This window comes from Nostoc sp. TCL240-02 (assembly GCF_013343235.1).
Classification (GTDB): Bacteria; Cyanobacteriota; Cyanobacteriia; order Cyanobacteriales; family Nostocaceae; genus Nostoc.
Window position 1 is genome coordinate 1554292 of record NZ_CP040094.1, and the last position, 19899, is coordinate 1574190.

16 protein-coding genes and 1 pseudogene are annotated in these 19899 nt (G+C 39.0%); 9 read left to right on the plus strand and 8 right to left on the minus strand.

The features are described from left to right. The first annotated feature begins 386 nt into the window (after positions 1-386). On the plus strand, positions 387-5783 hold the full coding sequence (locus tag FBB35_RS06745; RefSeq protein ID WP_174709021.1) for an ATP-binding sensor histidine kinase: 5397 nt from the start codon (positions 387-389) through the stop codon (positions 5781-5783). Positions 5784-5866: 83 nt separating this feature from the next. Here FBB35_RS06745 and FBB35_RS06750 read toward each other — a convergent pair whose 3' ends face one another. Together FBB35_RS06750 and FBB35_RS06755 are read right to left on the minus strand one after the other, a co-directional pair. Then, positions 5867-7036, minus strand: coding sequence for a tetratricopeptide repeat protein (locus FBB35_RS06750; RefSeq protein ID WP_174713544.1), 1170 nt, complete (start codon positions 7034-7036; stop codon positions 5867-5869). 341 nt (positions 7037-7377) lie between these two features. Then, on the minus strand, positions 7378-9009 hold the full coding sequence (locus FBB35_RS06755; RefSeq protein ID WP_174709022.1) for an IS1634 family transposase: 1632 nt from the start codon (positions 9007-9009) through the stop codon (positions 7378-7380). Between FBB35_RS06755 and FBB35_RS06760 the strand changes: the two genes are divergently transcribed. Then, positions 9000-9335, plus strand: a complete 336-nt coding sequence (locus tag FBB35_RS06760) for a transposase (RefSeq protein ID WP_174709023.1) — start codon at positions 9000-9002, stop codon at positions 9333-9335. The two genes, FBB35_RS06755 and FBB35_RS06760, sit on opposite strands and share 10 nt — an antisense overlap. A 180-nt stretch (positions 9336-9515) precedes the next feature. On the opposite strand, the gene FBB35_RS06765 is transcribed toward FBB35_RS06760, so the two are convergent. Next, positions 9516-9950, minus strand: a complete 435-nt coding sequence (locus tag FBB35_RS06765; protein ID WP_174709024.1) for a helix-turn-helix domain-containing protein — start codon at positions 9948-9950, stop codon at positions 9516-9518. Between the two features lie 45 nt (positions 9951-9995). On the opposite strand from FBB35_RS06765, the pseudogene FBB35_RS06770 reads away from it, so the two are divergent. Beyond that, positions 9996-11061: pseudogene (locus FBB35_RS06770) on the plus strand (ISKra4 family transposase). Positions 11062-11211: 150 nt separating this feature from the next. Here the strand turns inward: FBB35_RS06770 and FBB35_RS06775 are convergent. Together FBB35_RS06775 and FBB35_RS06780 are read right to left on the minus strand one after the other, a co-directional pair. Continuing rightward, complete coding sequence (locus FBB35_RS06775) at positions 11212-12516, minus strand: FAD-dependent oxidoreductase (RefSeq protein ID WP_174709025.1); 1305 nt, start codon at positions 12514-12516, stop codon at positions 11212-11214. A 161-nt stretch (positions 12517-12677) separates the two neighbouring features. Further along, positions 12678-13088: a hypothetical protein gene (locus FBB35_RS06780; RefSeq protein WP_174709026.1), complete on the minus strand. Its 411-nt coding sequence runs from the start codon at positions 13086-13088 to the stop codon at positions 12678-12680. 62 nt (positions 13089-13150) lie between these two features. Between FBB35_RS06780 and FBB35_RS06785 the strand changes: the two genes are divergently transcribed. After that, entirely contained in the window at positions 13151-14272 is a 1122-nt protein-coding gene (locus FBB35_RS06785; protein WP_174709027.1) for an IS630 family transposase, read from the plus strand. On the opposite strand, the gene FBB35_RS06790 is transcribed toward FBB35_RS06785, so the two are convergent. Then, the gene (locus tag FBB35_RS06790) at positions 14257-14454 is read right to left on the minus strand and encodes a hypothetical protein (RefSeq protein ID WP_174709028.1); all 198 of its coding nucleotides are present in this window, start codon (positions 14452-14454) and stop codon (positions 14257-14259) included. The two genes, FBB35_RS06785 and FBB35_RS06790, sit on opposite strands and share 16 nt — an antisense overlap. A gap of 403 nt (positions 14455-14857) precedes the next feature. Between FBB35_RS06790 and FBB35_RS06795 the strand changes: the two genes are divergently transcribed. Both FBB35_RS06795 and FBB35_RS06800 read left to right on the plus strand, forming a co-directional pair. Beyond that, positions 14858-15352 carry a DUF1648 domain-containing protein gene (locus FBB35_RS06795; protein WP_174709029.1) on the plus strand — a complete coding sequence of 165 codons (495 nt, stop codon included), beginning with the start codon at positions 14858-14860 and terminating at the stop codon, positions 15350-15352. Positions 15353-15713: 361 nt separating this feature from the next. Next, on the plus strand, positions 15714-17477 hold the full coding sequence (locus tag FBB35_RS06800; RefSeq protein WP_174709030.1) for a Rieske (2Fe-2S) protein: 1764 nt from the start codon (positions 15714-15716) through the stop codon (positions 17475-17477). A gap of 61 nt (positions 17478-17538) precedes the next feature. On the opposite strand, the gene FBB35_RS34360 is transcribed toward FBB35_RS06800, so the two are convergent. Beyond that, positions 17539-17970, minus strand: coding sequence for a hypothetical protein (locus FBB35_RS34360; RefSeq protein ID WP_254625842.1), 432 nt, complete (start codon positions 17968-17970; stop codon positions 17539-17541). Between the two features lie 647 nt (positions 17971-18617). Between FBB35_RS34360 and FBB35_RS06810 the strand changes: the two genes are divergently transcribed. From FBB35_RS06810 to FBB35_RS06820, 3 genes are all read left to right on the plus strand, one after another. Beyond that, positions 18618-19067 carry a DUF1648 domain-containing protein gene (locus FBB35_RS06810; RefSeq protein ID WP_174709031.1) on the plus strand — a complete coding sequence of 150 codons (450 nt, stop codon included), beginning with the start codon at positions 18618-18620 and terminating at the stop codon, positions 19065-19067. A 75-nt stretch (positions 19068-19142) separates the two neighbouring features. Next, positions 19143-19307, plus strand: a complete 165-nt coding sequence (locus FBB35_RS06815; RefSeq protein ID WP_174709032.1) for a hypothetical protein — start codon at positions 19143-19145, stop codon at positions 19305-19307. Next, the gene (locus tag FBB35_RS06820) at positions 19300-19623 is read left to right on the plus strand and encodes a hypothetical protein (RefSeq protein WP_174709033.1); all 324 of its coding nucleotides are present in this window, start codon (positions 19300-19302) and stop codon (positions 19621-19623) included. Before FBB35_RS06815 ends, FBB35_RS06820 begins: the two co-directional genes overlap by 8 nt. 18 nt (positions 19624-19641) lie before the next feature. Here FBB35_RS06820 and FBB35_RS06825 read toward each other — a convergent pair whose 3' ends face one another. Beyond that, positions 19642-19893 carry a hypothetical protein gene (locus FBB35_RS06825; RefSeq protein ID WP_174707953.1) on the minus strand — a complete coding sequence of 84 codons (252 nt, stop codon included), beginning with the start codon at positions 19891-19893 and terminating at the stop codon, positions 19642-19644. Positions 19894-19899 lie beyond the last annotated feature (6 nt).

A 19899-nucleotide genomic window follows, 5' to 3' on the forward strand; every position in this document is an offset into this window, starting at 1 on the left:
TATGTTATTAACAATAATTATCTCCAAAGCTTATTTTGCCGGAAAGATTGGCTGATGTTTGAAAACAGCGATGCCTACGACATAGCTGCTAAGAGCATTTACGCACTCTCGAAACCATTCACAGAGATATCTGTAATTACATAAAGTTATATGGAGAAGAAGTGCAAGACCTTGCACCCGTAATTTGATTAGAGAACAAGGCTACTTTTGTACCTGTTGTGTACTTAGCTTATGGCAACTCTTTCTTGTTGCATAAGTTTTTGTTTTTGACAATGATAAAAAGTTTACTGTGTCTTCTGATAAAAATATCTATTTGATAAAACAATAGCAAAATTGGGAATCATACAATATACACAATTTTGTGTTTACTAACGAGGGTAATGGCAATGCTCACATCTAGCTCAATTTCAATTTTAGGGTATGACCTCAATGAAATGCTCCATGAGGGAGATGATACTATTATTTATCGGGCTATATCACAATTAGACAAACAACCTGTAATCCTGAAAATCCTTAAAGCAGATTATCCTTCCATAGATGCGATCGCTTGTCTGAAGCATGAATACAAAATTACAGAAAACTTGGATTTAGAAGGTGTTGTCAAAGTATTAAGACTAGAAACTCACGAAAATCGTTTAGCGATCGTATTTGAAGACTTTAATGGATACTCCCTTAAACAACTACTGGTTAAAGGCAAACAAGAGTTAAAGAGTTTTATTAGGATTGCAATTCAACTGACACAAGCTTTAGTATCTGTACACACTTGCCAGATCATTCATAAAGATATTAAACCTGCCAACATTATCATCAATCCAGAAACTGGGATTGTAAAGCTTACCGACTTTAGTATTGCCTCACGCCTCGATAAAGAAACAACCCAACTAGCTAACCCTAACCAACTAGAAGGTACCTTAATTTATATATCACCTGAACAAACCGGTAGAATGAACCGTACCCTTGACTATCGGAGTGACTTTTATTCTCTTGGAGTTACCTTCTATGAAATACTTACCGGACAATTACCTTTTCAAAGTTATGACCCATTAGAGCTAGTTTACTGTCATATTGCTAAACAACCTACAGAGATTGAAACATTAAACCCAGAAATACCGACTACCATTTCGTCTATTGTCAATAAACTAATGGCGAAAAATGCTGAAGATCGCTACCAAACAGCTAAAGGACTATTGGCAGACTTGGAAATCTGTCAAGAGCAGTTAGAAGCAACAGGTGAAATCAGTGATTTCACACCTGGTCGTTTAGATGTTTTGAGTCAGTTGCTCATTCCTCAAAAGCTTTATGGCAGAGAAACTCAAGTGAACTCACTCTTAGAGGCTTTTGAGCGAGTCAGTCAAGGAAGCCGTGAACTTATATTAGTTTCTGGCTATTCAGGAATTGGTAAATCCTCTGTAGTCAATGAAGTTAATAAACCTATCACTCGTGCCAAAGGCTTTTTTATTAGTGGTAAATTTGACCAATTCCAACGCAATATTCCCTATGCATCACTGATTCAAGCTTTGAGTTCATTAATGCGGCAGTTGCTTACAGAAAACACTCCTAAACTTGAAATATGGCGTAGTGAAATCTTAGCCGCTGTTAAATTACATGGACAAGTCATCATTGATGTAATTCCTGAAGTTGAATTAATTATAGGGAAACAACCAGAAGTAGTTCAACTGAGTGCGGTAGAATCACAAAATCGCTTCAACCGTGTTTTTAGTGAGTTTATCCACGTCTTCGCCAAAAAAAAACACCCCTTAGTTATCTTTTTGGATGACTTACAATGGGCAGATTCAGCTACTTTAAAGTTAATCAAACTGCTAATTACTGACCATAATACCAAATATTTACTCTTGATTGGAGCTTATCGAGATAATGAAGTTAGCATTACACATCCCTTAGTTGGAATAATAGAAGAAATTAATCAAAATACCACTGTTGTTAACAATATTGTTTTGCAGCCTCTTTCTTTTGAAGACTTTAATCACTTAATCTCTGATACATTACATCAAAATTCAAAATTCATAAAATCATTAGTAGATTTACTTTACAATAAAACAGGAGGAAATCCATTTTTTCTAACACAGTTATTACTAGTACTTTATCAAGAGAATTTATTTAAGTTCAACTTTAAAACTGCTTTATGGCAGTGGGATATAGAAAAAATCCAAGCGATTGGTATTACTGATAAGAGTATAGTAGAACTGATTGCCAGCAGAATTAAAAACCTTTCACCAGCCACACAAGAAATCTTAAAACTAGCAGCTTGTGTTGGCAATAGATTTTCTCTAGACATACTGTCTATTGTGAGTGCAAAATCCATTATAAGTACAGCAAATGAACTTTATTCTGCATTACAATGTGGGTTAATTTTGCCTTTGAGTGATGCTTATCGTATTCCCTTAGCTTTTGAACAGGAAGAATCTGTTAAACTAAGTTTTGACTCTAAACAGATTAGTTATAAATTTTTACACGATCGCATTCAGCAAGCTGCTTATTCATTGATTCCAGAAAATAATAAACAAGGAACTCATTTAAAAATAGGTCAGTTATTACTCCAACAGACACCTGCTAAATCGTTAGTAGAAAATATTTTAGATATTGTCAACCAGCTTAATGTGGGATTAGACTTATTGACTCAACAATCTGAAAAATATGAGCTGGCAAAACTTAATCTTCTAGCTGGTAAAAAAGCCAAAGCAGCCACTGCTTACGAGTCTTCTGTGAGGTATTTAAATATAGGTTTAAAACTGTTAACAGTAGATAGTTGGAACCAATTTTATGACCTAACATTAAATTTGTATATTGAGACTACAGAAGCAGAGTATTTAAATGGTCATTTTGAGAATGCTCATAAATTAGTAGATATTGCACTGAGTCAAGCAAATAGTACCTTAGATAAGGTTAAGTTACATGAAATAAAAATGCTAATTTACATGGCACACAATCAGATGTCAGAAGTTCTACAAATTGGTGTAAAAACTCTCAAAGAGCTAGGATTAATACTACCTAATAAACCTACAAAATTAAATGTTTTGTCAGCTTTAGTTCAGACAAAGCTAACATTAATAGGTAAACCGATAGAAGACTTAGCTTTGTTACCTGAAATGTCTGACCTCTATAAACTAGCAGCTATGCAAATATTATTGCAAATTGTTCCAGCTGCTAGTCAGGCAGGATCTTTTCTTTTTGTATTAGCTGTATTTGCTATGGTGAGATTATCTGTAAAATATGGAAAATCACCTGTTTCGGCTTATGCTTATGCAGCTTATGGTACTATTTTATCTGATAAATTTAACCAAGTTGAAACAGGATATAAATTAGGAAAGCTAGCAATAGAGTTACTTTTAAATACGAATACTAACTCACTCAAAGCCACAGTTTATTTTGTACACAATGGCACAATTAGGTTTTATAAAGAGCATATTAAAGACACAATAGCACCACTTATAGAAGGGATGCAGAGTGGATTAGAATTAGGGAATATAGAAAATGCTGGCTATTGTGCTGTAATTGCAGGCTATCATTCTTTGCTTTCTGGGGAAAACTTGGAATTGGTAGACAAAAAAATATTGAGCTATGTCGAATTGATGCAGAAATTAAAGCTTGAATCTCTAGCATCTGCTACAAGTGTTTTTAGACAGGCGACTTTAAATTTACAGGCAAAGTCATTGATAAAAACTGCTTTAATTGGCGAGGCTTTTGATGAAACAACAATGGCATCTGAAGTAATAAGAAATTACTCTTTTAAAGGTTTTTATTATGGTTCTAAAACTATATTATGTTATTTATTTGAGGAGTACGAACTAGCAATTGAAAATGCAATTATAGCGGAACAAACTCATGCTGATAACGTTGGATTATTAATTTATACTACTAATAATTTTTATTATTCTTTGGCTTTAATTTCATTTTCTGAACAAGCTTTACCTTTGAAGAAAAAGCAATACTTAAAGCAGGTAGCAGCGAATCAGCAGCAAATGAAAAAATGGGCTAAACAAGCACCATGTAACTTCCAGCACAAATATGAACTAGTGGAAGCAGAGAAAGCAAGAGTATTGGGTAAATTACAAGTGGCAATAGATTTATATGACTGTGCTATTGCTGGAGCTAAAAAAAATGGTTATATCCAAGAAGAGGCTTTGGGAAATGAACTCGCAGCAAAGTTTTATATCGGTTTAGGTAAAGAAAAAATTGCCAAAATGTACATGACTGAAGCTTATTATGGTTATATCCATTGGGGAGCTATCGCGAAAGTACAAGACTTGGATGAACGCTATACTAATTTTATAATTCGTACTCAAAATGTTAAGCAGTTAGCAATAGATGTAACTAGGACTATTGCTACAACAAAAATAAATTACTCACAAACCATAAGTAACGGCAATGGTGTCTTGGATTTTGCTACGGTAATAAAGGCTTCACAAGCAATTAGTAGCGAGATAGTTTTAGATAAACTGCTAGATACTCTTCTAAATATAATTCTCGAAAACGCTGCTGCCCAAAAGGTTTGTCTGATTTTAGTCAAAGATAATGAATTATTTATAGAAGCAATCACTACTACAGCTAATTCCTCTATTATTCTGCAATCAACTCCGATTCAAGAAAGCCAAGATATCCCTATTTCTATAGTTAACTATGTTGCTAGAACCCAAGAAAATTTGGTGATAAATGATGCCATATCTCAGACTCTTTATCAATCAAATGTTTATATCCAACACCATCAGCCAAAATCAATATTGTGCAGTCCTATTTTCTATCAGGGTAAATTTATTGGTATTTTGTACTTAGAAAATAAATTGATTGCAGGTGCATTTACCTCAGAGCGCGTCAATATATTGAATTTAATCACATCCCAAGCCGCTATTTCTTTAGAGAATTCTCGACTTTATCAGCAAGCTCAAGACTATGCTAAAAAATTAGAATTTTCCCTATCTGAACTCAAGCAAATGCAATTGCATCTTGTGCAGAGTGAAAAAATGTCTACTTTAGGTAATTTAGTATCAGGGATAGCACATGAAATTAACAATCCTATTGGCTTTATTATTGGCAACTTAAAACCTGCAAGTGAATATGTAAAAGACTTATTAAACTTAATTAGCTTGTATCAACATTACTATCCTCAACCTGTAGCAGAAATTACAGAAAAAATTAAAGATGTAGACTTGGAGTATGTGCGTGAGGATTTACCTAAAGTAATTACTTCGATGCAAGAAGGGATAAACCGTATTTATGATGTCAGCATAAGTTTGCGTACTTTTTCTAGAGGAGATACCCAAACAACAATTCCTTGCAATCTCTATGAAGTTATCGAAAGTACAATTTTGATTCTCAAACACCGTCTGAAAGCCTCACATATTCGTCCGGCCATTGAAGTAGTGAAAAATTATGATGACATCCCGTTAGTCCGGTGTTTTCCTGGTCAACTGAGTCAGGTATTTATGAATCTGCTTGCTAATGCTATTGATGCTTTGGAAGAGTCAAATATAGGGCGCAGTATAGATGAGATTAAACTAAATCCTAATCGAATTACTCTAAGTACCAAGCTAAACAAAGACCAGAAGAGTGTGTTGATACGAATTAAAGATAATGGGGTAGGAATGACCCCAGAAGTTAAGCAGAAAATTTTTGATCACTTATTTACTACCAAACCTGTTGGTAAAGGAACAGGTTTAGGATTAGCGATCGCACTTCAAATTATCATTGAAAAACACGGTGGCAGCATTGAGGTAAATTCCACACTTGGGCAAGGAACAGAGTTTGTAATCCAGTTGCCAATATAGGATGACTACTGGAGTTTGGTCAGAGGGTTCAGTATTATGGCTTAAATACTGGGGATGTCAGGCGTTTCTTCTCCCCCTCACTTCTACATCAACTCCATCTCCTGTAACCCTTGGCGTAGTCTCTTCGCCTCTTCGGGATTATATTTTTCATGAAGGGCGATCGCTTTTCTAAAAGCTGTTAAGCTATCTTGATGATTGCCAACTTTGAGCAACACTACCCCTAAATTTTGATAGGCTTCGGCATAGTTGGGATTTAAGGTGATTGCATGTTGATAATATACGATCGCATCTGTAAATAAACCCAAAGCCTTAAATGTCATCGCCAAATTATAATGTCCAAAAACAAAATTAGGATCAATTTTTAAAGTTGTGGCGTAAGCTGTTTTGGCACCGTTGAAATCTCCTGCTGCTTTGAGTAAGTTACCCAAGTTGTTGTATGCTCCTAATTTGAGCATGGGATAAATTGGCAATTTGATAGCAGCTTTATAGTGAGAAATCGCCTGTGGGGATTTTTGCAAGCGACTGTAAGCAATGCCTAAATGATAGTGGAGTTCATATAAAATATCGTAATTTTCTTCAGCAACGCTGATTCCATGTCTGAGCAACTCCATACCTTGGGTAATTTTCCCCGTCTCCACATACAATGCCCCTAATTTACTGCAAACATAAGGGTCATCGGGATGAGTAGCAAGAAACCCTTCCATCGCGGTAGCTGCTTTGGCATATTTGTTATTTTGAGCGATCGCACTTTTTTGATATCCTGTGTGTACAAGTGCGACCCCAGGTAAATAACCTATTTGCCAATGGGGTTCTTTATTTACAATTGCTGACACGCTATCATCCACTAAGGCATGGTAAGGACGGTCAAAACGAATATCTGGATGATTGCGGAACAGCCTGGAAACCAAAGAATAGGGAGATTGTTCAGCACCAACTTCCTGGCGGACGAGGTTAATGAGCAGGTATTCATCTCTGGTGATCGCCTCTCGCAACTGCGGTACAATGCCTGGAGTCAAAGTTTCATCAGCATCTAAGACCAAAATCCAGTCACCAGTGACATATTTTAAAGCTGCATTACGGGCAGCACTGAAGTCATTACACCATTTAAAATGATGAACTTTTGCACCGAGTTGTTGGGCAATATTGGGAGTGCGATCGATTGAGCCTGTATCCAAAACTACCATTTCATCCACCACAATTCTTACACTGTTCAGGCATTTAGGCAGTGTTGCGGCTTCGTTTTTCACAATCATGCACAGACTCAAACTCATAAGTTAAAAATTGGGAATTGGGAATTGGGAATTGGGAATTGGGAATTGGGAATTGGGAATTGCCAAGAGGAGAAAGGGACAATGGGAAAGACTTGTTGCAAGATTCTCACTCAAATCACCTTGTCCCTTGTTTCCCCTCATCTTCCCCATTACCCATTACCCATTCCTTATTCCCTATTTAGATTTTGGACAAAAATCAAGATTAAACAAAATCAGTGAATGATTCAATCCGGGAGAAAAGGTGAATTTAATGCAGGGTCAAACCATCGGTGGACGCTACCAAATTCTCACCCAACTGGCACAACCCACATTCCGCAGGTATATCAGGTGAGAAGATAATATTTTCGGCAAGGCGCACCAAGAAATTGGAGAATCCATCGTTGTTCGTCAGTAAGATTGGTAATGTGTTGAAAGCCAGCGATCGTTACCAGATGAATCGACATGAAACATTGAAACACCCACCGCATCGTAGGAGAGGCAGTTGGTTTACCCAATTGATTGTTGATGGTTTGTTTTGCTTGAGCTAGAGCTTGGCGTAACGCCCGTTGTCCCAAAGTGTAAACTAACAAGCATAGACCCATGACCATTGCTAAAGCAGCAACACGTTCTTTCGAGTTGAGAAAAACACTGCTGGTAAAAAATAAAGGGTCTTTGAGAAAACGAAAACCACGCTCAGTAGATTGCTGGGCTTTGTACTGCTTGAGTAAGTCATCATTGCTCAATTGTTGAGCATCAAGAACATTGGTAGCCAAAATAAAACGCCCGGCTCGTTGTTTTTCAGTGGCAATTGCTAGCTCGTTAGGTACAACAGTCGCACGAATTTGATAGTAACACTGTTGTGGTTGAGCATCTTTACGTGGTCTGCCTGATTTGGCATGGCGTTTGTGTTCGATAATTTCTAGTTCAGCAAGTTCATGAAAGCGTTGCTGAGCCTCAAAACGCCCTGAAGCCTGTATCGCGTCTGCGGCACAAGCAAATTCTTGTTGTGACAACTGTCGCAGTTGAGATTGTGCTTGTTGGAGGTGCTTAGTCAGACGTTTTTCCAGTTGCTTTAAATCTGCTGCGGCACGAGCTTCACTTTCCACCACTAGCCAACGCTGTTTGACTCCACCATAATCGCAGCAACACTCTGCTATTCGGTAGCCTGTGACTATGCTATCCACAAAAGCTTCCTGACTCATTTTCTCCAAGAGTAATTGGGCAGTAGTCAGTGTGGCTGGAACTCGTGATAGCCATCGCAAAGAATCCATTTGTTTAAGATTGCCTTCGGTGTAGAGTGCTGCATCCGCTACAAACAAAGCATCTATTTCCCATTGGTGACGAAATTCTTTCAAGATTTGAGCAAACACGGCTGAGTCGGCTTCATTCCCATCTGCCACTCTTAGATTTAGATATAGAGGAATATCCCCGTCTCCACTGCACATCAGGTCTACAATAAACTGTTTCAGGTCTGGTCGATGATCTCTTGAGTATCCTTTTGTGATTGTTATCTCTCCTGGCTTGCCTGAACCTTCTGTTGAGTTGTTGGTATATTCTCCATGCACATGAAACGAACTTGAATCCAAGTGTAAACTGTCCTTTTCCACCCCAAACTTCTTGGCTGCTGCCAGTGCTACTGTCACAAATACTTGTGTTAATCCCGCTTCATACAGTTTGTCCAAGACTCTGCCCAAGCGGTCATCATTCAAGTGTTCTGGACTTATACCTTCCCCTAGTAAATGCTCTGTGGCTTTGCCTACAAAGAACTTCTCAAATAGGTATAGTGGCGCACTTACTAAACCCAAGCCATTGAGAATCATTGCTTTGACTGCTTGACCTGAACTGACTATTTCTTGGTGATGTGTTCCCAGTATTTGGTTGATTTGCTCTACCAAACACATTTGATCAATAATCCCTGCCACTATCCCACAGTGGTCAATATCTTGTACTCTTATTTCTGATACTGATGGTGTCATTCATCAAAAATACCATTGATCTCCTCTCTTACCTGCGGAATGTAGGTTATATCCAAATGATGGAGCAAGAAGCCCAAGATGCCGAAAAAACTGGACGTATTCGCGTAATTGTTCAAGATAATGGGTCAATACACCGATGCAAAGAAGTACAAAAGCTATGGTCAAAATTGGAGAGCATGGGTTTGTATATCTTCTTTTTGCCGAAATATTGCTCCGAAATTAATCCCATTGAATTGGAGTGGCAACATCTCAAAAAAGATGAACTCTCAGGGCAATCATTTGACGATGAATACTACCATTGCTTATGCCGTAATTCATGGTGTTGAAGCTAGGGGAGAAAAAGGAAATTACAGTACAGAACGTGTTAAATTTAACTCTAATTCTCATCGTTAACATTTCGTTACATACTGATAAATTTTCTCGCCCACCTACTTAAATAATTTTCCCAATCTCAATTATCTCAAAAAATACTCTTTATTGGCGAATTTCTCACTCAACATCAGCTTCTAAATGACTGACCTCTCTATCCGACAACTAGCCGTAATACTACTCATTTTTTGCTGATAACGCTTTGGGGTTGTGTGTAGCATTCGTTGAAACACAGAAGTCATGTGACTCTGGTTGCCAAATTCCGCTTCTGCGGCTACCTGTGCTAGTTCGCGCTTTTGGTTCTGTAAGAGTTTTTGGGCAAGTTCCAGGCGACACCGTAGGACGTATTGATAAGGTGATAGTCCAGTTGTAACTTTAAATGCTCGTGCAAAATGATAGGGACTGAATCCGACTGTGGCAGCAATCTGGTTGAGGTTAAGTTCCTGAGATGGATTCGCTCTGATGTATTCTAAGACTTGCTTTAAAAAATTTGGGTCTAAAAACTCTGATGGACATTTGAGCCGTCCAGATAGATTTGAATGGGGAGCATCCAGTTTTGGAAGATTTAGCATTTGTGGGAAAATATAAAAGGAAATAACCCTGTGCAATCGCTGACTATGAGCCAACAGAAACAAGAACGGATCAAAGCGTGCTTACAAGAACTGTCAACATTGCTGTACTCGGAAGCTGATAAAAGTCAGTTAATAGACCTCGAAGGTATAGAAAAAACAGTTCGTAGTCAAATATTGGAATATGTCGGCCCAGAAATGGCCCTTTTTTTATCGAACAAACAACAAAAACAAAAATCGGTAAAACTAGGAAAATCAAAAGCTTGGTTGGGGAACTGAAATTAAAAGCTAAACAGATACAGAGACTGGGTTTGAAGCCAAGGAGTCGATTAAGTCCATGACTTCAAAAGTGCTGTTTGAGGCTATCAGCTAATGAATCATACCAAAAAGCAGAAATCGAAATTGAGGCATTGACAGGAGTGAAGGTTGGTCATACAACGCAACAAAATCTAGTTCTCAAGCAAGATTTTCAACTACCCGTAGCATTACAACCTGTATCAGAAGTGAGTGTGGCGGAAAAGTTCGACTACGAGGGAAACCTCAAGTAGGTTGTCACTGGCGAGACTATAAAACCGTTCGTCTGCAAGGGATTTACTATGGTGCATTCTTTGATGACAACCAATCATTAATTGATTACGTCAATAGCCAATGTTTGGTGAATCCACTTGTTTGCTTGGGAGATGGCCATGATGGAGTTTGGAATTTAGTTAAAGAGTTTGGAACTGAACAATTTGAACGTTGGGAAATTTTGGATTGGTATCACCTCAAGGAAAATCTTTATAAAATTGGTGGTTCTTTAAAGCGTCTCAAAGCTGCTGAGAGTTTATTGTGGCAAGGTCAGATAGAGCCAATTCAGGCTTTATTTAATAATTGCCGAGGCAAACAAGTTAAGAAGTTTATCGCTTATCTCCAAAAGCATCGCTCTGGCATTATTAACTACAGCTATTACCAAACTGAACAACTGTGTTCTATTGGTTCTAGATCTGTTGAGTCTGCTATTAAACAGATTGGAGCAAGGATTAAAATTTCCGGCGCACAGTGGAATGTTGAAAGTGTCAACCAAATCCTTTCCGTTCGTTGTGCTTATCTCAATGGTTTGCTTCTTGCTATTTAAGTCTTTCTGCCTAAACTGGATGCTCCCTTTGAATGTCGGTAAATTATCTGTGCCAACACTGCCGTTGCAACAGATTCTAAGTAAAATGCACCACCATCCTGGTACAATTGCGACACTTCCTTAATTCAATTGCAGAAAGTATGTCAACTCTTAAAAAAAGCGTTTCACTAAATAAGCCGCATATTCCATACCATAAGGTACGCTTACTCCAGCAGTCATTTCATTAGCAAAGTAGGTGTTTTGATTACCTTGCAACATTTCTAATCGTTGATAAATACCATCCTTGAGGTCTTCGGCTGAAAAATGAGAGAACCACTTCCAAATTAGGGGTTGCCCCATAAGTGCCACTTGAGTACCTCCGAGCTTTTTGACGCAATCGGCTATGTTGCTTTCCAACTCTTCAACAGTTGTCGTTTCATCCATGAATGGATAAAAATTGTAGATTTTACTGCCTGGATCAACCTCGCAGATAGCTAATGGATAACTAATTGGTAAAGGCTGATTTAAAGTATTTCTGATTACGTAGAAAATGTTTGCAGATAAACCCTCTACTTTACAGGTAATAACCGCTCTTTTTATTGTACGTACCCTAGAAAAAATATTTGCTTCTTCAGGACAAGTATCAGCTACGCCAAGAAAATCATCTACAGGAGCAGTCCAAATTAAATGCTCGAATTCCCATTGATTTGAGGCAGTCTTGACCAAAATTGTTTGACCGCGAGAAACACGCTCAATAGTTTGTCCTAGACACAAGTTATGAGTTGCTGCTAAACGATTCCATAATTCTTGATTCCCTTCTTGCAATTGAGGCATATTCAGAACCAATTTTTTCAGGAAATTGCAACGGTTCAATAATGCCAGTAGCCGAATCACATAAGCAGTAGAAGCTTCTGGTTCCAGATGTCCAAATTGTGCCGCATTCGCAATCGGTATTAAAGCATCTCGAATAAAATCCAAACCCTGTTTGTTAAACCATTGAGGTGAGGATTCATTCATACCTCGGTAAGCAGGATTGATATAGCCTGGATCTGAATACCGAGTATACTTGTCTAATTCTTGGAAAAATTTCCTCAACTGCCAGAGTCGGCTGAATAAAGAATGTTTGGACTCCACTAAAAACGGGCTAGTAGCTTTGCCAGTAGCTAAGTCAAATATTTGCACCCGTGGCATCACATGAAGCGATGGAGAAATCCCATACCTTTTTCTATATTTTTTGTACAAGGGGCTAGGTAAGATCCAAACAGTTCCACCCTCGTAAATACCACGGGCTTCAAGACTTGGGTCTGCGTATTTAATTGAATATGTTTTCCCACCTACACGATTTTTGGCATCAATGATGGTGATATTTTTGTATCCAAAATCATGTAATTCTTCGGCAGCCGTTAAACCAGCGCATCCAGCACCAACGATACCAATACGGATTGAAGGTTCATAGGTTAAACGATTAATTCGCATGGTAATTGTTAGTGATAATTTCAGCCCTACTTAATTGTACTAATTTTATGTTCAGCGTTATGTACCAATACGGTTCAGCCCCTTCAAGGTTTAAGATAGGAATGGCACACTTGATATCAGCACCATAGCTTTTATCTCGCTAAGTTGATTTTTCCGGTGACTCAAGCTTTCAATTTATGAGTTTGCTTCTGTTTACGTTTTAACCTCCAAGCAGCATAAAAAGCAGCGATTGCAAACACATTGAATGGTAAAGTTGGTTCGGGAACAGGCTTGGCTGCTATCCAGATATTTGAAACGCTAATAGAGATATTGCCACCACTTCCAGTAGAATTTACATTAGTAGGATTAATAGAGGTGTTATCGCTAGCACTACCACTATCAATTACGCTATTAGTGTTAACAGAAACGGTGGCGCTATCACGAATAAGTAAATTCCCAGTATTAATAGTAATATTACCAGCGTCATTAACAAGGGCTAAGGCTCCTTGGTTACTTAGAGGATTATTAAAGTACGCACTACTACCAATAGGTACAGATAATTCTGAGAAGCTATGAAACAAGTTATTGCTCATTAGAGTAAGCTAATCGGTACTTAAGTTGCATAATAAGAAGATGAAGCCGTTTCAAAGCACCTATGCCGCCACCAGCCAAGAACTTTTTAACACAGGAGCAAGTCAGCAAGCTACAGGAAGCTCTAAAAGAGAGCAACCTACCGCATATTAGGGAAAGAATTCTAATTATTCTTCTGCAAAATGATGGGAAGCCACAACACGAAATTGCAAAATTTTTAGGCTGTTCGCATAGAACAGTGGCATATTGGTGTATGCATGGAGATCCAGATAATTTAGAAACCTTACATAATAAAAGAGAGTACGAACATTGGCGAAAAGCCACTCCTGAATATATTGAACTTTTATTAAAAACTGTTGCTCAAGAACCCTCATCATTAGGTTACGAATTTGGGAAATGGACAGCAGAAAGATTAGCTACTTATTTAACCGAGAAAACAGGTATTGATTTAAGTAGCTCTCAAGTGAGGAGGATATTAAAGCGAAAAAAGTATAGTTATATTTGGGCTAAATATGATCTAAAGGATAAACAAAATCCAGTAGATAGAGCAAAATTTAAAGAAAAACTTACCCAATATTTATTGATTGCACGAGAACAGCCAGAGCGTCTACAGGTATGGTTTTGGGACGAGAGCGGGTTTAGTTTACGTGTAATTCGACGCAAGAATTGGAGTAAAAAAGGAAAACGTAAAAATGTTCCAGGGCAACGGCGTTGTGGTCGGGTTAATGTGATGGGAGCAATCCGAGAATTAGACCGAAAGCGGGTATGCTTTTTCGTGAAAAAAGGTAATGCAGATATTTTTTACGAGCAATTACAACTATTATTTGAATTAATTAAACAGGAGTGGATAAGTAAAGGAAACCTTGGCGAAGATTTTGTAAAATCTGGGCCGAAGATTATTTTAGTTTTAGATAATGCTAGTTTTCATAAACGCAAAGACATTATAGCTAAAATATCTGAAGAGTTCCCAAATTTTGTTTTAGAGTTTTTACCCCCTTACAGCCCTGATTACAATATTATTGAGTTAGTCTGGCACTCATGTAAAGAATATATTGCTCATCGCTTATTTAAATCAGTAGATGAATTAAAATCACTGCTAGATAAGCTTTTGAATCAAGGCGAGTTAGTGATTAAGTGGCATCGCCAAATCAAAAACAAAGGCAATCTCAGCTATATTGCAGCTTGAATGCCGATTAGCTTACTACCTCCAATAACGCTGAGGTCATTACTTGTTTCTACATTAGATATATCACCAACGGAAGCATCTGGAGCAATTTGAGCTAGCCCATAACTCCCAGGCAAAATACTTCCCCCAGTTATGATAATACTCAATAAACTTCCCCAACGACTAAAACGCCAACTAAACATCGCACACCTCCACGAATAGCACTAAAGCAAGAAGCCAAGTATAGATCAGGTTACTAGATATCTATTACTTAGCTATAGGTCTACTATTTTTTCACTCCAAAATTTACCTTTTTTGCAGAAAGCAAAAAAATATTACAAAACTTTGTGTTAAAGCTTAGAGACTTCTGTATTTGCTACTCATACCAGTCGAATAACTCCCCATCCATACAAGCGATATCCCACTGCGGAAACTTCGCCAACAACTTCTTGATCACATCTGCTTTCGCGGGATTATCCTGCCAACACTCCTGCAAGAAGTCAAATCCCCGATTCTCCCCCGAATTCTCTACTACTTTGAGCGTAAAACCCCCGAATTATATTCAGTGGACATAACCGAATAAGCCAAATTTATTTGGCATTATTTATGTTAGACCTGGATATTGTTGTTCTTGGATTTGATTTGGCACAGATGCTAAACTTGAGCGCACTGCTAGGACTTGTAGGATTATTCGGCATCGCTATTTATGCTTGGTCAACATTACCGGATACTATACCAGTCCACTTTGGATTTGATGGACAAGTCGATGGTTGGGGGAGCAAAAAAGTTCTGTGGTTATTACCAATTGTCGGTTTAGCAATTTATGGACTTTTAACATTTATTAGTCGTTATCCCCATACGTTTAATTATCCAGTTGTAATTACTGAAGAAAATGCTTTAAGGCAATATCAAATTGCTTGCTCAATGTTGGATTGGTTAAAAAGTGAGATAGTTTGGATATTTGTTTACATTGAATGGCAAATATTCCATCTAGCGACTACAGAAAATCCCAATTTAGGGGTATGGTTTATGCCTGTAACATCAATAATTATACTTGGGACAATTGGATATTGGTTGAGTCAATCTTTTCTAGCACGTTAACGCCATGCAAAATAGCAATTTTTCTTAACAACTTCAAAAAACACACAATTGAGATAGAAGAAAAAGCAGCCTTGTAGCGTTGGGAGTGGGAACGAGTGCTTGAATATGCCAGCAGTTACAGCACTTCCGGTGGCTATGAGGTACATCATCAAAGCTGAAAGCTATGATAGGAGATGGGCAAGAGGAAAACTGTATTGCATAATAGCCGGAAGCGCTGTAAAAAGTGCTTTACACGAAGAAGTTGCGGCAGACATCGTTACCAATTTTAAAGTTAACAAAATTAGAATGCAGAAATGCTCAAAGCTGAAAAACTTTGCCAGAGTAGAAATAAGGGTTTTAACATTTATCCATGTGCAATTAAATGACTCAAATATTTTCAGGTGCAACGAAACCAGACGATTATATCCGTGTTGCTCAACTTGCAGAAGTTCAGGCACAAGGCAGTTTGTTAGTCTACAAAAAAAAGCATACCATTGCCTTATTTTACTCAAACAATACAGTTTACGCAATTGATAACCGTTGTCCTCACATGGGCTTTCCCTTACAAGGAAGCACTTGCAAAGATGGTATTGTTACTTGTCCTTGGCATTATGCCCGGTTTGACCTGAAGAGTGGTGGAACGTTTGACTCATGGGCAGATGATGTTCCTTGTTTTGCGGTAAAAATCCGTGATGGTGAAGTCTGGGTAAATTTAGCACCACTAGTTAACCCTTATGCTCACCACCGCCAACGTCTGCAAGACGGTTTAGAGCAAAATATTTCTTTAGTGATTGCCAAATCAACGATCGTACTGTTAGATATAGCGGTGAATCCGGTAGAACCATTTCAAATCGGGCTAGAATTTGGCATTAGTTACAACAAAACAGGTTGGAGTACAGGTTTAACTATCCATACCTGTATGATCAATCTACTACCTTATCTGGATGAAGAAGACAAACCTCGTGCGTTATTCCACGGGCTTTCGGCAGTCGCTAATGATAGTGCAGGTGCGCCACCTCTGTTTGTTGTTCAGCCATTGCCTAACTCTACAGTTGATTTTGCGACTCTTAAAAGCTGGTTTTGCCAGTTTATTGAGGTACGGGATAGTGAAGCTGCACAAAGATGTCTGGTATCTGCGATTCGCTCAGGGGCTAATTTAGAGCAAATTGCAGATATGCTGTTTTCATCGGCTACAGATCATCGTTATCTCGACATTGGGCATACCATTGATTTTATTAACAAAGCACTAGAAGCATTAGAAGTTGTTGGTTGGCAAGCAGCGGAATCTGTTCTGCCTAGCTTAGTTTCGGGTTTAGTTAGTGCATCCCGTATGGAAGAATCTAATTCCTGGCGCTACCCTGTAGATTTAGTAGCAATATTAGAGTCAGCTTTTGAGCAATTACCCACTGTTTTAAATGCAGGAAAATCTCAACGAGGAACTTGGTCAAACTCGGAGCAATTAATACCAATTTTATTAGGTGAAGACCCACAAGCGATCGCAGACTCGCTGTTGAATGCCCTACAAGCTGGTTGTACAGAAGAACAATTATCAAGCGTAGTTACTTATACCGCAGCACTGCGTGTAGCTCGTTTTAATACTAACAATGACTTTGGAGATTGGAATTCGGCACATCATCCATTTACTTTTGCTAACGCCGTGCATCAAGGGTTACGACGAGTCCCAACAGTCGAACTACTCAGAGGTGTGTTTGATGCGGCGATGAGTGTCTATTTGAATCGTTTTTTGAATGTACCACCAGCACGACTTCCAGAACCAAAAGACTCCGTTCAAAATCCCGAAGAATTGCTCCAGCAACTACCCGATTTATTAAATCGTCAGCAGCAAGTTAACCAAACAGGTCAATTAGTGGCGAATTATTTATATAGTGGTGGCAATGCTGAAAGACTGATGGCGATGCTAGGGAAATTGATGCTTAGAGAAAATCGTGATTTTCATGTAATTCAAGAAATAGAAGCCGCTTTTCGTCAGTATTCTCTATTAAGTGACACTACTGCTAGGATTTATGTATTAGTTGCTGCTGCTCGGTATTTAGCAGCCCATTCTCCCACTATGCGATCTCTTGGACAAACCTATCAAATCGCTTATCGGTTACATAAAGGCGATCGCCTATTCGAGGAATCTTGACAAGCTTTTCTCTCAAAGCTTTCGGATGTGGGGTGAATGGTTGCTATGAAGGGCAATCGCGCTACTCATTCCACCAATCCACCAGCACCCCATCCACAACCATGACCCCCCATTGCGGAAACTTCGCCAGCAGTTTCTTGATCACAATCTGCAATGCAGGATCATCCCAACACTCTTGCAAGAATTCAAAACCCGGATTCTCGCCCGAATTCGACGCTCGATTCAGTTTTTTCCTTCTTACAGGTCGCATATTTGACCTTGCAACTATCGCCTCATGCGACCATTTTTCAGTGACGGGTGCGGGGGAACCTTGACCTTCATGATTTGCTTTGACTTCTACCCCTGAAACTGAATTTTCAACTAACAACGAAGTGGGATTACCCTGTTCTACTTGCTCTAGTGTTTGATTAGCGATCGCAGAATTTAATGATTTTTCATTTTGGGCAGGCGACGCGGCGGAACAAGTACCTTCATGAGGGAATATCCGCTTCAACACCACAATCCTGGCTTTCTCCTATGAACAAAGCAGATTCACCCTCAATACGGTTCGGTTAAAAGGGAAAGGGGAAAAGTATTGGTTTTGAATACATCCTTTACCTTTACCCCCGCATTATCTCCTCCCTGCCTCACGTAAAGTGCTTTGCTTGCAAGCATTAGCACTTTCTAAACGGTAACTGGACGAAGAACCTGAAACAGTGCCTTTTCTACGAAACTGCTAGACTAGGGATGCCGCCATTGTTTCCTCATAGCAGATTTAGCTAATCCCACAGCCAATCATATTTATCAAGTGATTGGGTATCGCCCCCTAAGAGATTGGCACAAATACTCATTCACCTCAAAGGAGTAAGCATAATAAAGCGATCGCGCTATTTGCCCCAATCCACCAAAACCCCATCCACAATCGCAATTCCCCACTGCGGAAACTTCACCAGCAGCTTCTTGATCACAATCTGCAAAGCAGGGTCATCATTCCAGCACTCCTGTAAGAAATCAAAGCCCAGATTCTGCCCCGAATTCGCCGCAACTTTAAGCGTAAAACTCCCGAATATAATTCAGAGAATATAAGCGAATAAGCAAAATTTATTTGGCATTATTTATGCTAGTCCTGATATTGTAATTCCTGGATTCGATTCGGCACAGATGTTAAACTTGAGCGCACTGGTAGGACTTGTAGGATTATTCGGCATCGCTATTCACGCTTGGTCAACATTACCGGATACTATACCTGTCCACTTTAGATTTGATGGACAAGCCGATGGTTGGGGGAGCAAAAAAGTTCTGTGGTTGTTACCAATTGTCGGTTTAGCAATTTATGGACTTTTAACATTTATTAGTCGTTATCCCAATACATTTAATTATCCAGTTGTAATTACTGAAAAAAACGCTTTAAGGCAGTATCAAATTGCTTGTTCAATGCTGAATTGGTTAAAAAGTGAGATGATTTGGATATTTGTTTACATCGAATGGCAAATATTCCATCTACCGACTACAGAAAATCCTAATTTAGGGGTATGGTTTATGCCTGTAACATCAATAATTATATTTGCGACAATTGGATATTGGTTGAGTCAATCTTTTTTGGCACGTTAACGCCATACAAAATAGTCCTGAATGCCATTTTGATTCGAGCCTTACAACAATATTGGATGTCAAAAGCATGGAGTAATGAATACATTGAACTACCCTGAGTTAGAGTCACCAGGGCAAAAATGGTGGAATGGCGCAGCTTCCAAGTGGGGGTATGATGTACGTAACCGTCTAGTTGCTGAGTTTCCTAGTCCATTGCTTCCAGTCCCAATCCAATGGCATTTGAACGACAATTATGAGTAACCCTCTTTCCCATCCCGAAGATCCAGGCTTCCATTCATCTATTCAAGAGAATCTAAAACAGCTTTCTGCTCAGTTGGGATCTCCTTTGTCCGAATTATCAGTCATGGAAATATACCAGAATGCGTGCGATCTACTGAGCCACGTTTCTCCATCACCTCTTACTCTTGCCCGCGTTGCTGGAACATTACTCGTTTATCGAGTCCAGGACACAGAACCGGAAGAATTTGAGTGGTTCAGCACCCAGGTGAAACAATGTCTGGATGAAGAAGAAGTTGAGGAGTTAATTGAATCTATACATCGCACGGATGCTTTGTAATCGCTGAAAAAGCGGGAGTCACGCCCACATCGGATACCGCAGCATTATCGAGAGTAATCCCACTGCATTAGCTTGAGGCGTATACACAGTTTCCCCAGACAGCGCAATTACAATCCTTTGCTGCCTCGCCCACTCAAAGGGAGCGATCACAGTAGACTTGGCCTGTTGTGCCTCCGGCTTCCTCTCTTCCTTGCAAGCTTCCACAGACACGGCTTCTGTTGACTTGACCCCCTTCCAAGTGCGTAACGCTTCTTTGAGATAGGCGATCACACAGTT